Origin of the sequence: Bacteroides celer (assembly GCF_002632415.2) — a bacterium.
Lineage (GTDB): Bacteria > Bacteroidota > Bacteroidia > Bacteroidales > Bacteroidaceae > Bacteroides.
The window spans coordinates 2,232,296-2,246,761 of record NZ_CP178209.1 but is presented as its reverse complement, the minus strand read 5'-3'; the positions used below and the strand labels follow the sequence as shown (position 1 = coordinate 2,246,761).

Genomic DNA, 14,466 nt, shown 5'->3' with positions numbered 1-14,466 from the left:
TGGGATGTTTTTTATTATCCGTATCTTTGCGGCATGAAAGAATATCGATTGACCGACTGGTTACCCACTACTAAGAAAGAAGTAGAACTTCGAGGATGGAATGAATTGGATGTCATTCTATTTAGTGCTGATGCATATGTGGATCATCCTTCTTTTGGTGCTGCCGTTATCGGACGCATTCTCGAAGCGGAAGGTTTGAAAATAGCCATCGTTCCCCAACCTAACTGGCGTGACGACCTGCGTGACTTCAGGAAGTTGGGACGTCCACGGCTATTCTTCGGTATCTCCGGCGGATGCATGGACTCGATGGTTAATAAATATACCGCCAACAAACGACTACGCAGCGAAGACGCCTATACTCCGGACGGCCGACCGGATATGCGTCCGGAATATCCTTCCACGGTTTATAGCCAGATACTAAAGAAACTCTTTCCGGATGTTCCGGTAGTCATCGGAGGAATCGAAGCCAGTTTAAGACGGTTGAGTCATTACGATTATTGGCAGGACAAAGTGCAAAAGAGTATTTTGTGCGACAGCGGGGCAGATCTGCTCATTTACGGAATGGGGGAAAAGCCTCTTGTAGACCTGGTGAAGAATATGAAAAGTCTGCTCACCGCTGAAGAACCTGTACTGACAAGCAGCAAATTCAGAACAATTATCGGTTCTGTACCCCAAACAGCCTATCTTTGTCGTGCAACAGAATGGACATCTGCGGAAGATGACCTTCAACTTTATTCACACGAAGAATGTCTGGCAGATAAAAAGAAACAGGCTAGTAATTTCCGACATATCGAAGAAGAATCCAATAAATATTCGGCTTCACGAATCACACAAGCAGTAGGAAATAAGATAGTAGTTGTCAATCCTCCCTATCCTCCGATGAGCCAGAAAGACCTCGATCATTCGTTTGATCTACCATATACCCGCCTGCCTCATCCAAAATACAAAGGGAAACGGATTCCGGCATACGATATGATTAAGTTTTCCATCAACATTCACCGGGGATGTTTTGGTGGCTGTGCATTCTGCACCATTTCCGCCCATCAGGGAAAGTTTATTGTCAGCCGAAGCAAAGAGTCTATACTGAAAGAGGTAAAAGAGGTTATTCAGTTACCCGATTTCAAAGGATATTTAAGTGATTTGGGAGGTCCTTCCGCTAATATGTATCAGATGAAAGGGAAAGAGGAAGCTATTTGCAAGAAATGCAAACGACCGTCATGTATTCATCCGAAAGTTTGTCCGAATCTAAATACCGATCACCGCCCTCTACTGGATATTTACCATGCTGTAGATGCCTTGCCCGGAATCAAAAAATCGTTTATCGGCAGCGGTGTACGCTATGATCTGTTACTTCATCAAAGCAAAGATGAAGCTATCAACCGTAGCACTGCCGAGTATACCCGCGAATTAATAGTCAATCATGTGAGTGGCCGGTTAAAAGTAGCTCCGGAACACACCAGTGACCGGGTATTATCCGTAATGCGCAAACCTTCTTTTGAGCAATTTGAAACATTCAAGAAGATATTCGACCGTATCAACCGAGAAGAGAATCTGCGTCAGCAACTGATTCCGTATTTTATCTCTTCGCATCCCGGATGCAACGAAGAAGATATGGCGGAGCTTGCCGTTATCACTAAACGTCTGGACTTCCACCTGGAACAAGTACAGGACTTCACTCCTACTCCGATGACAGTGGCTACCGAAGCTTGGTACACCGGATTCCACCCATATACTTTAGAACCGATATTCAGTGCTAAAACTCAACGGGAAAAACTTGCTCAACGGCAATTCTTTTTCTGGTATAAACCGGAAGAACGAAAGAATATCATCAATGAGTTGAGACGTATCGGACGTTCAGATTTGATAGACAAGTTATACGGAAAAAGAAAGGACATGGAAAGAGGGAAAGGAAAAAGATAGAATGAAATAAATTATAAATCAAGCATAAGGCATGATTATGAATCAATTATAACTTGTGATCTTATTGGCTACTTTTAAGTTAGCGCTCTCCAATTGATATGTATTTGATTACCTAGGAAGTTTTCGTTTGACAATAGTCAAACGATAGTTCAACTATTGTCGGGCGTTAGTTCAACAACTGTCAAACGAAAACTCATTAGGCAATCGAAAAAATAATATAGGTAAGAGAAAGAAATAAAAGCTACATAGTAATGAGTTGTTGCCAATGATAGCATCTTCAACTCATTTATGCTTCCTTTACCGGCAAAGCCACAATCTCCTGCAACACACTGACCGCCGTTTCCACATTAGTAACATCCTTAATCAGCATACTCCGTCTGCCGTTCTGTTCACGCAAATCACAACGACGGGTATATTTCATCATATAATCTATCACTTTACCAAAAGCCTTACTTTGATAGAACGGACTATCCGGATTGGAAACAAAGAACAAGGTCATCCGCCCACCTTTCAGGAAGATTTTCTCTGCACCCAAACGGGCTGCGAGACGGCGTAGAGGCACAATACGGAGTAGTTCTTCCGTTTCCCGGGGAACCGGTCCGAAGCGGTCTTCCAGGCGAGCACGGAAAGCTTCCACATCTTTGTCCAATGTCAGTCCATCCAGTTCACGATATAGCAACATGCGTTCGCTGCTGCCAGTTACGTAGTTGGCGGGTAATAATAGTTCGAGGTCGCTTTCTACCTGACACTCGTCTACAAACTCTTCTCCACTAATTTGACCTTCGCCTTTGATTTCATCCGCATACAGTTCTGCAAACTCGTCTGTCTTTAACTCATGGACAGCTTCGGTCAGAATTTTCTGATATGTCTCATATCCCAAATCGGCAACAAATCCGCTTTGTTCGGCTCCAAGTAGATTTCCGGCTCCACGAATATCCAAATCCTGCATGGCAATATGAATACCACTTCCCAAATCACTAAAGTTTTCAATCGCTTGAAGACGTCGCCTTCCTTCGGCTGTCAAACTACCCAACGGAGGAGCCAGCAGATAACAAAAAGCTTTCTTGTTGCTACGTCCTACCCGTCCACGCATCTGATGGAGATCACTCAATCCAAAGTTTTGCGCCTGATTGATAATGATAGTGTTGGCATTCGGAATATCAATACCACTTTCGATGATTGTAGTTGCCAAGAGTACATCATAGTCGTAGTTGACAAAATCCAGAATAATCTTCTCCAGCTCTGTCGGTTCCATCTGTCCATGTCCAATTGCTACACGGCAATCCGGGATATGACGTTCGATCATCGCTTTCAATTCCGGCAAGTTCGCAATCCGGTTATTGACAAAGAAGACTTGACCGTTGCGGCTCATCTCAAAATTGATGGCATCCGTTATCACTTCTTCATTAAAAGTATGCACTTCGGTCTGAATCGGATAGCGGTTGGGTGGCGGAGTAGAAATCACACTCAAGTCGCGTGCACCCATCAATGAAAATTGAAGGGTACGGGGAATTGGAGTAGCAGTCATCGTCAGTGTATCCACATTTACTTTCAACTGACGCAGCTTTTCTTTGACAGAGACTCCAAATTTCTGTTCTTCGTCCACAATCAACAATCCCAAGTCTTTAAACTGGACATCTTTTCCCAAGATACGGTGGGTACCTATCAGAATACCGACATCTCCCTCTTTCAATCCCTTCAATACAGCTTTGGTCTGTGCGGCAGTACGTGCGCGGCTTAAATACTCCACCCGGCACGGTAACCCTTTCAGACGCTCACGGAAAGTCTGAAAATGCTGGTAAGCAAGCACTGTTGTCGGAACCAAAACGGCTACTTGTTTATTATCGGCAACGGCTTTGAAAGCCGCACGGACCGCTACCTCGGTTTTTCCAAATCCTACATCTCCGCAGACCAGACGATCCATCGGACGGTCACTTTCCATATCCGCCTTGACATCAATCGTCGCCTTGCTCTGATCCGGTGTATCTTCATAAATAAAGGATGCTTCCAACTCACGCTGCAAAAAACTATCGGGACTATAAGAGAAACCTTTTTCCTGACGACGCTGCGAATACAATTTAATCAAATCGCGGGCAATATCCTTGATTTTACTCTTCGTACGTTCTTTCAGTTTCTCCCATGCACCTGTACCTAATTTATTAAGGCGGGGAGCCTCTCCTTCTTTACCTTTATATTTGGAAACCTTATGCAGGGAATGAATAGAAACGAACACCACATCTTCATTTTGAAACACCAGTTTCAAAACCTCTTGCGTAGTATCACCATTCGGAATACGTACCAATCCGGAAAAACGTCCGATACCATGATCCGTATGCACCACATAGTCTCCCGGAGTAAACTGATTCAGTTCTTTCAAGGATAGTGCCACTTTTCCCGAACGGGCTTTATCACTTTTCAGATTATATTTATGGAAACGATCAAACAACTGATGGTCTGTGAAGATACAGAGCTGCAGTGTATTATCTACAAAACCTTCGTGAATAGTACGTTCTACGGGAGTAAAATTAATCTTATCACCTCGATCTTCAAAAATCGCTTTGATACGATCTGTTTGCTTCATGCTGTCACTACAGATATATAACGAATAGCCCTTTTCCAGATAATCCTTGAAAGAAGAAGCTACCAGATCGAAATTCTTATGAAAAATAGGCTGGGCAGATGTATTGAAAGTAACGCTGGCATTGGGCGTTCCGGTCGGTTTATTACCAAATTCCAACCGGCGGAAATCGAGTGCCCGTACAGTAAACTCACTGCCGTCTATCAATTTCCCTTCCAATGTAATGCCACCATTCTCTTCGGCCTCCTGAACGGCTATTGCCTGTGGCGTCAGCGCCTCATCGTGTACTACCTGGATTCGCTCGCGCAACCAAAGAAAATCGCGCATCGCCAAGGTAGTCTCTTTCGGGATGAAATCCAGAAAAGAAGTCGTTACGTCACCTGTCACCGCCAAATCGGGAACAATAGACACTCCATCTTTCTTCTCACGGGATAATTGGGATTCCACCTCAAAGGTACGGACACTTTCCACTTCATCACCAAAGAAATCAATACGATAAGGATATTCCGAAGCAAAAGAGAAAACGTCGATAATACTACCGCGAACAGCATATTGTCCCGGTTCATATACGTAGTCTACATATTCAAAACCATAACTATGCAACACATCGGTGATGAAAGTGGTATCCACTTTCTCTCCTACATTCAGCTTCAGCGTTTTATTACTCAATTCCTTGCGCGACACCACTTTCTCCGCCAATGCATCCGGATACGTAACGATACATAATCCCTCTTCCCCCTTTTGCAAGCGGCTAAGTACTTCTGTGCGCAAAATCTCATTGGCCGCATCTTTTTGTCCATACTTGATGGAGCGACGGAATGAAGATGGAAAGAACAAGACTCTTTCCGTACCTAATATCTGCGTCAAGTCGTGATAGAAATATCCGGCTTCTTCAAGATCACCTAAAATAAATACAAACGGGCAACCACCCTCTTGCACCAGTACAGAAGAAAAAAGAGAAGCGGCGGATGCACACAGTCCTCCGCAAAAAACAGTCTGAACGGAAGTGTCCTTCAACAAGCGCTTCATTACTGTCATATTGGGGTGGGCAGCATATTGTTGTTGCAACTCAGTTATTGTCATACCTATAAAATTTCCCCGCAAAATTACAAAAAAGATTGGGAGTATACACCCAAAGAACAGAAGTATTATAATAAGGTATCTGCCGGACATTACTTAGATGTGGGGCGAGTGCTGTTAAACCGTGGGCTAAACATCCGTGAGCCGTGGGATGAGCACTGCTAAGGCGTGGGCTTACCCCAAGCGAGGTGCGGGCTTAGTTCCGACAACATGCCGTCTTATTCCGAATGGGGTATGAAACACGTTAAATTTTCCTTAGTTCAGCTATAACTAAAGGAAAAGAACTACTTTTGTTTCTAAATTTTATAGTATCTATATGCAGACATCGGATAGCATTGTAATTATCCCCACCTATAATGAACGGGAGAACATAGAAAATATCATCCGTGCCGTTTTCGGCCTTCCCCAAGTATTCCATATTCTGGTCATAGAAGACGGCTCTCCGGACGGGACGGCAGCCATCGTAAGAAAACTGCAACAAGAATTTCCCGAACGGCTTTTTATGATTGAACGTAAAGGAAAACTGGGACTGGGCACTGCCTACATTACCGGATTTAAATGGGCACTGGAGCACGCATACGAGTATATTTTTGAAATGGATGCAGACTTCAGTCATAATCCGAATGATTTACCCCGTTTGTATCAGGCTTGTTCGGAACAAGGAGGAGATGTATCTATCGGTTCCCGTTATGTCAGTGGAGTGAATGTAGTGAATTGGCCGATGGGACGGGTATTGATGTCATACTTCGCCTCTAAATATGTGCGGTTTATCACCGGAATACCTGTACATGACACCACTGCCGGATTTGTTTGCTACCGCCGTCAGGTATTGGAAACGATCGATTTAGATCATATTCGTTTTAAAGGATATGCCTTTCAGATTGAAATGAAATTCACTGCTTACAAGTGTGGTTTCAAAATCATCGAAGTTCCCGTTATCTTCATTAATCGTGAATTAGGGACTTCTAAAATGAATAGCAGCATCTTTGGAGAAGCCATATTTGGTGTGATAAAATTAAAAGTAAATAGTTGGTTCCATAAATTCCCACAAAAGAAATGAAACGTACACTGATTCAAAACGCCGTTATTGTCAACGAAGGAAGAAAAGTTCTGGGTTCAGTAGTAATCGAGAATGAAAAGATAGCCGAAATATGGGTCGGTGAAGAAAACGCAACTGCCCCCTATGACGAGATAATAGACGCAACCGGATGTTATCTTTTGCCGGGTGCCATCGATGAACATGTGCATTTCCGCGATCCCGGACTGACTCATAAGGCAGATATCACCACAGAAAGTCGTGCTGCGGCAGCAGGAGGTGTCACCTCTATCATGGATATGCCCAATACCAATCCGCAAACTACTACATTGGAGGCTTTGGAAGAAAAATTTATTCTGTTGGGTGAAAAGTCGGCTGTCAACTATTCCTGCTATTTCGGAGCAACGAATAATAACTATACCCAGTTTGCACAACTGGATAAACACCGGGTTTGTGGAGTGAAGTTATTTATGGGGTCAAGCACCGGCAATATGCTGGTAGACCGGATGGCCAGTCTGCGTAATATATTCGGTGGAACTGATCTGCTCATCGCTGCTCATTGCGAAGATCAGGGAATTATCAAAGAAAATACGGATAAATATAAGAAAGAATACGGAGACGATGTACCTTTGGCTCTTCATCCGCTCCTTCGTTCGGAAGAGGCTTGCTATCGTTCATCCGAACTGGCAGTGCAGTTGGCACGTGAGACAAACGCCCGCCTGCACATCATGCATATTTCCACAGCTAAAGAGTTGAGCCTGTTTTCTAATGTACCTTTGGTACAAAAAAAGATCACGGCAGAAGCCTGTGTTTCTCATCTGCTCTTTACGGAAGAGGACTATCAGACACTGGGTGCCCGCATCAAATGCAACCCTGCCATTAAGACAGCGCAAGACCGGAAAGCTTTGCAAGAGGCTGTCAATAGCGGTTTGATTGATGCCATTGCCACAGATCATGCTCCACACTTACTTAGCGAAAAAGAAGGCGGTGCCTTAAAAGCAATGTCCGGAATGCCAATGATTCAGTTCTCACTCGTCAGCATGTTGGAGTTGACAGAAAAAGGAGTGTTTACTATCGAAAAAGTAGTAGAAAAGATGGCTCATGCTCCTGCGCAGATGTATGAAATACAAAACAGAGGATTCATTCGCAAAGGCTATCAGGCTGACTTGGTATTAGTCCGTCCCGGAAGCGAATGGACGGTAACAACCGATTGTATTCTAAGCAAATGCAAATGGAGTCCATTAGAGGGACACACATTCGACTGGAAAGTAGAGAAAACATTTGTAAACGGACATCTGTTATATAACAACGGAGAAATAGACGAGACTTATCGCGGACAGGAATTGTTCTTTGAGCGATAAATAATATTTCAGGCACGGATTACACGGATTTATTTCACGGTTTTTAGAAATATGACTATATAAAACAACAGCGTAATCCGTGTAATCCGTGCCTAAGAACATCAATATCCTGAAGGAAATCTTGCCTGGCACTACGTTGCCGCCATTAAACTCCTATTTAATTGCATAATTTATGATTTTATCTTATAAAATACATACAGTCACTCCCTACATCAACTGGATTTACTTTTTCCACGCATGGGGTTTCCAACCGCGTTTTGCAGCCATCGCCAACATTCACGGATGTGATGCCTGCCGTGCTTCGTGGCTGACAACTTTCCCGGAAGAAGAGCGTAATAAAGCTTCCGAAGCAATGCAGCTATTCAAAGAAGCCAATCGGATGCTCGATCTGCTTGACCGGGATTATGAAGTAAAGACCATCTTCAAGCTTTGCAAGGCAAACTCTGACGGGGATAACCTGATTATTGAGAAAGAAAAAGACCGGTTCATCACCTTTCCTTTACTGCGCCAACAAACGCCGAAAAGAGATGGTAGTCCTTTTCTTTGTCTAAGCGACTTTATCCGTCCGATTTCTTCCGGCATCCCGGATACCATCGGTGCTTTTGCTTCTTCCATTGATGCGGACATGGAAGGATTGTACGAACAGGATCCTTATAAACACCTGCTTGTCCAAACTCTCTCCGACCGACTGGCAGAAGCAGCAACAGAAAAGATGCATGAATATGTACGCAAAGAAGCATGGGGATATGCCAAAGACGAGAATTTAGGCATAGCGGATTTACTGGTCGAGAAATATCAAGGCATCCGACCTGCTGTCGGTTACCCGTCCTTACCGGATCAATCTGTCAACTTCCTGTTGGATGAACTATTGGATATGAAGCAGATAGGCATTTCACTAACCGAAAACGGAGCTATGTACCCGCACGCTTCTGTTTGCGGACTTATGTTCGCGCATCCTGCTTCCGAATACTTCTCCGTCGGAAAGATTGGACAAGACCAACTCGAAGATTATGCCCGCCGCCGGGGAAAAAGCATCGAAGAAATGTGTAAATTTCTGGCAGCCAATCTTCAATAGCCTTTATTCTCCTGTGATTTTTCTTCTTTTCTCACGACTAACTAACCAGAAAAGTAATCATAGACTCCATGAGAGAACAAACAACAGAGGTCAGCGCCCCTATTGAGCTAGAGTTTTTGTCGGTGATCCGCGAATATGAACGAGTGATCTATAAGGTATGCTATCTGTATGCCAATCCCAATGCTCCTCTCAATGATCTGTATCAGGATGTGGTATTAAACCTTTGGAAAGCCTATCCCAAATTCAGAAAAGAATGTAAGGTTTCCACCTGGATTTACCGTATTGCCCTCAACACCTGTATCAGCTTCTATCGTAAAGAAAAGAATGTGCCGGAAATAGTCAGCCTCACCAAAGATACCGACTGGGCCATAGAAGCACACGACCCGATCAACGAAATGCTGAAACAGCTCTATCAGATGATCAACCAACTGGGACAGCTCGACAAATCAATTATCCTGCTTTATCTCGAAGACAAGAGTTACGAAGAAATAGCAGAAATCACCGGACTGACGGTTACCAATGTAGCGACCAAACTAAGTCGTATCAAAGACAAACTTAAAAGAATGAAAAAGGAGGAATAAGATATATGGAACTGGAAGAACTAAAAAAATCTTGGAATGCCCTGGATGAACACTTGAAAGACAAAAAGTTCATTAAAGAAGAAGAGCTTGAAAAGCTGATAAGGCATGCGGACAAAGGTATCCACGCCATTGCCAGCCTGAACATCAAGCTTATCCTGATTTCTCTGCCGATACTGATCTTATTTTTAGCGGAAGTACTGTTGCACAACAGATTGAACCCGATCTATATCATTATCATTTTCGCATGGATTCCTGCTCTTTGCTGGGATATCGTCACCACCCGTTTCCTCCAACGGACACAAATAGACGAGATGCCTTTGGTAGAAGTAATCAGCCGCGTGAACCGTATCCATCGATGGACCATCAGGGAACGATTGATTGCTATTGCCTTCCTCCTAGTCCTGGCTATACTTTCATTTATCTACTGGCAAGTGTGGCAATATGGAATGGGTATGATAGTTTTCTTCATCCTATTATGGGGCGGAGGACTGGGCCTGATCTTATGGATTTACCGCAAGAAGTTCTTAAATCGTATCCACGAAATCAAGAAGAATTTAAGCGAACTGAACGAATTAATGTAAAAGAATCTAAGCTGAATAATTCATATACAGTAGGCTAAGGAGTGTGCTTACCCCACCACGGTAAGCACACTTTTTCCATTCACTTTTTTATGTACCTGCACCTGAACAGAAATCCGTTCACTCATCTCCTGCACATGAGAGATGACTCCTATTTTCCGTCCCTGCATCTGTAATTGCTCCAATGCTTCCATGGCTGTACGCAAACTTTCCGCATCCAAAGAGCCGAAACCTTCGTCAATAAAAAGAGATTCAACTTTCAGATTATTACTTGACAAGGAAGACAAACCTAAAGCTAGTGCCAAAGAAATCAGGAACGATTCACCTCCTGAAAGAGAGTATACAGTCCGTATTTCATCACACATATCGCAATCTATTACCTGAAGTGCCAACGTATCGGGCACCTGTTGTAGCTTATAACGTTTAGAGAGATAAGATAAATGTTTATTGGCATGAAGCAGCAACAAATTCAAAGTATAACTTTGAGCAATCACTTTAAATTTCGCCCCATCCGCACTGCCAATCAGTTTATTCAATTTTGCCCAACGTTCGGCAACCGTCTGTTTCTCTGCCAGTTCCTTCGCAATCTGTTCCACGGTCTGTTTATTCTTTGCTTGTTGTAGCAGGCGGGCTTCCATGGTAGAGAGGGCACGTTCGACATTCAGATTTTCTTCTTGTTGCTTCTTTATTATTTCGGGAAGCAGTTCGGGAGACTCTATCTTTTTATACTGTTCCTGCAACTCTCCTATAGCCAGTGCAATTTGCTTCATCTCTCCTTGCAAACCGGAAAGCCGGTTGTGTACCGCCTCTACTTCTTTACGCGCTTTCTCCAAAGCGAGATTCAGCTCTTTCTCTCTTTTTGCTACGACAGCTTCCGCTTCATCCGCACTTTTTCCTTTCAATAGTTGCGAACGTTCCTGACGAAGCACATTCAGCGCTTTTTCTATCACTTCAAATCTCTTTAGCTCGGCCGAAGCAGCATTCTGTAAAATTACCAGCTGTTCTTTGGCTGACGATACTTTCTGCATAACCAAACGACAGAGAGAAACATTCTCACGGAGGGCTTCACAATGTGCACGCATCTTTTTAATTTCTTCATCGCCGCGCTGCCATTCTGCGTAAAGATTGCGATATTCCAAAATACGTTCTGCCAGTTCCGCCAAACGATGTTGTATCTGCTCTTCGTTTCCGGCTTCAATCCCTGCTTTATATAATGTTGCCAACTGTTCTCCGATTTGTCCGTCCACCGTTTTTTGATGTGCCAAATCACGTTGCAGAGCAATGCTCCGGTTATTCATCTGCTGATAGTTGGTTGATGCTACATTATACTCCTGCTCTATACTCCGGAAAAGAGTATCTACCACCTCCTGTTCCTGATGATAAGGATGCGCTGTGCTACCGCAAACCGGACAAGCCTCCCCTTCCTGTAATTGCCGGCGCAATGCTTTCACGTCTTTTCCCACTGCCATACGTGCATTTTCGTAAAGACGTTGAGTAACTTTCAATGCGGTTTCTTGCTCCGTCAATTGTTTCAGACAATTGGCCACTTCTTTCTCCAGTCTTTCTATTTCCGTCTTTGCTTTCGTCTGCGTTTCCGTTAATTGCCTGATATTCTGCTGACGAGTCAACTCTTTTTGCAACTTCACCTGTTCTTCGGCCAATAACGGATATCCGAAAGAATTTAAGCGCAACAAACGTTCCTCATTCGTACTGGTAGCGGCAGCCAGTTTACTTTCTTCTTGCCGTAGAATCTCTTCCACCTGTTCAAGTTGCAGTGCTTCTTCTATCCCTACATGGCTTAATAAGCGGTTCAGAGAAGAATAAGACACCTGTAATTGTTCCGCAGCCACTCGCATTTTTTGTTCCTGCTCCGCCACCTGCCTGTTAGCCGCTTGTAAAATCTGCTGCGACTGTATATAGCTGCTTTGTTGAGACTGTATCTGTACATCCAATTGACGTGCTTTCTTCAAGTCTGGCTGTATGGCCTCCCATTGTGCCTTAAAATGCACCAATCCTTCCTCTTGGGAAGCCAATGCACCCTGCAGAACTTTCTCCCTAGCCTGTTCCTCCTGTTCTTCCTGCTGCTTTTTCTTACAAAGTTCTTCCTGTATTTTTAATGAACGAACCACATTCAGTTGTTCATTCTGTTCTGCCAGCAGTTTAATCCCTGCCGCACGCTTTTCAGTCGATAGTTCTTTCTCTTTTTGCAGAGCAAGCAGCTCTTCTTCCGGCATCAATTCGATCACATTCATTCGATTCTGAATCAAGGTCACCTCTTCTTGTGCCGCCTTATTCCGGGCATAGACCTCTTGAGAAATCCGGGAATACACGCCGGTTCCTGTCAACTTCTCCAGTAATTCTGCTTTTGCCGCCCCTTTTGATTTCAGAAATGTAGCAAAATCATTTTGTGCCAATAATACTGTACGGGTGAACTGTTCATACGTCAGGCCAACCAACTCCACCAACTGAATCAACAACTCTTTCTTGGTACCTTGAAATTCTTTCTCCGTATCCAATTCTTTCACTTCCAGCGTTTGTGGCTGCAAAGAACCGTTTATCTTGTTTCTTGTCCGCCTCACCGACCAACGAGAACGGTAACGCCGTCCGTCAATACCTAAAAAATCTACTTCCGCATAACCATCACTTGTCCCCCGGCGCAACAAATTTCTAACATCAGACTGATTAATCTGATTATCTCCCACATCTGCCAGGTTCACATTTTCCACTGAACTAGCGAAGCGGGGAGCCTTATCATACAATGCCAGACATAAGGCATCTAATAAAGTAGACTTACCTGCACCGGTAGGTCCTGAAATGGCAAAGATACCTGCAGAATGTAATGGTTCTGCCATAAAATCCACTTCTACCGTCCCTTCTATCGAGGTCAGATTCTTCAATCGTATAGCTAGTATTTTCATTCTTCTTCCTCCTCTTCTTTACGGGTAGCAGCCAAATAGGCCTCTTCAAACAAACCTGTCAGTTCTACAGGCATTTCCACCTGATAAATCTTCTCAAAGGCAGACTGTGCAATCTGTAAGGGAAACATCTCCTGCAACCCCCTCTTCCAGTTTTCATTTTCTTTCACCGTATTTCCGATATCAGTGCGATAGGTAGAAACAATACGCGCCAACCGATAGTTTTTATCTGCCAGTGCCTCTTCAATCTCCTGCCGAAGCATGGGTTCCGGTTCCTCCAACAATACCTTTACTTCCAGATATGGAGCTACGGCTTCTGTCTCGGGTAGTTCCTTCAAGGCTTTCAAGATAGCTTCCGGTGAAACGGGTTCTCCATTCGGCACACTCACCAAAGGTATTAATTTCGGGCATTCCAACCGTTCAATATCCACCGCACAGCCTCCGTCGAAAGTCACCATCACGACTCCATGATGATAATGTTTCTCGGCAAAAGACATCGGAATGGGGCTTCCGGCATATCTCACATTCTCTCTTCCGGACACTCGCTGCGCTTTATGTATATGTCCTAATGCCGTATAAGCTATCTGTTCGGAAAAAGCTTCCGGAGATACACACTCCAACCCGCCAATCACAGTACGCTCGCTATAATCCTTCTCTGCAATCTCCGATCCTGTGGCCTGCAAATGACCGATGGCAAGAATCGCCTGATTCTCCGTCCTTCGCTTCCATAATCTTTGCAAAAGTTGTGCATAAAGTTCGCGAACTCCTTCCGCATACGGATTACCTTCCGTTTGCACGGCCGGATAATCTCCCTGACGCAGAAAAGGAACTGCCATGCAAAGCAATTCTACTTCCCCTTGCCGGTTCTTCAGTTCTACAGTCAAATGGTCATAATCGATCTCTCCGCCTTCGAGCTTGCGAACTACCCCTCTGACTTCCGTCCGCATAGCTTGCAACAGAGGCAAAGGAGCTTCCAGGCGTGCTGCCGAATCATGGTTGCCGGCAACAATGACAATCTGCAAATACGGATTCTCCGCTGTCACCCGATAAATAAACTGATAATACATGCTTTGGGATGCAGCGGAAGGGTTGGAAACATCAAAAACATCTCCGGCTATAATCAATGCATCAATCTCTTTCTGACGAATTTCTTCTGCCAGCCAATTCAGGAATACTTCATGTTCTTCCGTGCGATCATAACCAAAAAAGGTTTGTCCCAGATGCCAGTCGGCAGTATGCAATATACGTATCATAATTTTGTAACTATCTCTAATAACAAGAGGCAAAAATAACACAATCGAAAAGATTATATCACATCTGCCCCTCTTTTTTACCAATAATC

General features: G+C 44.0%; 8 protein-coding genes and 1 pseudogene. 5 read left to right on the top strand and 4 right to left on the bottom strand.

Annotation, left to right across the window (positions count from 1 at the left end):
• Positions 1-33: 33 nt before the first annotated feature.
• Positions 34-1,920 carry a YgiQ family radical SAM protein gene (locus tag CJF29_RS08640; protein ID WP_099146419.1) on the top strand — a complete coding sequence of 629 codons (1,887 nt, stop codon included), beginning with the start codon at positions 34-36 and terminating at the stop codon, positions 1,918-1,920.
• 286 nt (positions 1,921-2,206) lie between these two features.
• On the opposite strand, the gene mfd is transcribed toward CJF29_RS08640, so the two are convergent.
• Entirely contained in the window at positions 2,207-5,581 is a 3,375-nt protein-coding gene (gene mfd / locus CJF29_RS08635; protein ID WP_099146418.1) for a transcription-repair coupling factor, read from the bottom strand.
• Positions 5,582-5,894: 313 nt separating this feature from the next.
• On the opposite strand from mfd, the gene CJF29_RS08630 reads away from it, so the two are divergent.
• The 4 genes from CJF29_RS08630 (at position 5,895) to CJF29_RS08615 (ending at position 9,631) form a co-directional block, all read left to right on the top strand.
• Positions 5,895-6,638 carry a polyprenol monophosphomannose synthase gene (locus CJF29_RS08630; RefSeq protein ID WP_074556423.1) on the top strand — a complete coding sequence of 248 codons (744 nt, stop codon included), beginning with the start codon at positions 5,895-5,897 and terminating at the stop codon, positions 6,636-6,638.
• Positions 6,635-7,975: a dihydroorotase gene (locus CJF29_RS08625; protein WP_099146417.1), complete on the top strand. Its 1,341-nt coding sequence runs from the start codon at positions 6,635-6,637 to the stop codon at positions 7,973-7,975. The genes CJF29_RS08630 and CJF29_RS08625 overlap by 4 nt, the downstream gene beginning before the upstream one ends.
• Before the next feature lie 172 nt (positions 7,976-8,147).
• A complete protein-coding gene (locus CJF29_RS08620) occupies positions 8,148-9,050 on the top strand; it encodes a vitamin B12 dependent-methionine synthase activation domain-containing protein (protein WP_099146416.1) in 903 nt (300 codons plus the stop codon).
• A gap of 68 nt (positions 9,051-9,118) precedes the next feature.
• Positions 9,119-9,631, top strand: coding sequence for an RNA polymerase sigma factor (locus CJF29_RS08615; RefSeq protein ID WP_074556420.1), 513 nt, complete (start codon positions 9,119-9,121; stop codon positions 9,629-9,631).
• 72 nt (positions 9,632-9,703) lie between these two features.
• Here CJF29_RS08615 and CJF29_RS08610 read toward each other — a convergent pair.
• From CJF29_RS08610 to CJF29_RS08600, 3 genes and pseudogenes are all read right to left on the bottom strand, one after another.
• Positions 9,704-9,748, bottom strand: a pseudogene (locus CJF29_RS08610) (hypothetical protein); the annotation flags it as partial.
• Between the two features lie 511 nt (positions 9,749-10,259).
• Positions 10,260-13,127 (bottom strand): AAA family ATPase, encoded by a 2,868-nt coding sequence (locus CJF29_RS08605; RefSeq protein ID WP_099146415.1) that lies wholly within the window; start codon positions 13,125-13,127, stop codon positions 10,260-10,262.
• Positions 13,124-14,377, bottom strand: a complete 1,254-nt coding sequence (locus CJF29_RS08600) for an exonuclease SbcCD subunit D (RefSeq protein WP_074637389.1) — start codon at positions 14,375-14,377, stop codon at positions 13,124-13,126. The genes CJF29_RS08605 and CJF29_RS08600 overlap by 4 nt, the downstream gene beginning before the upstream one ends.
• Positions 14,378-14,466: the final 89 nt, after the last annotated feature.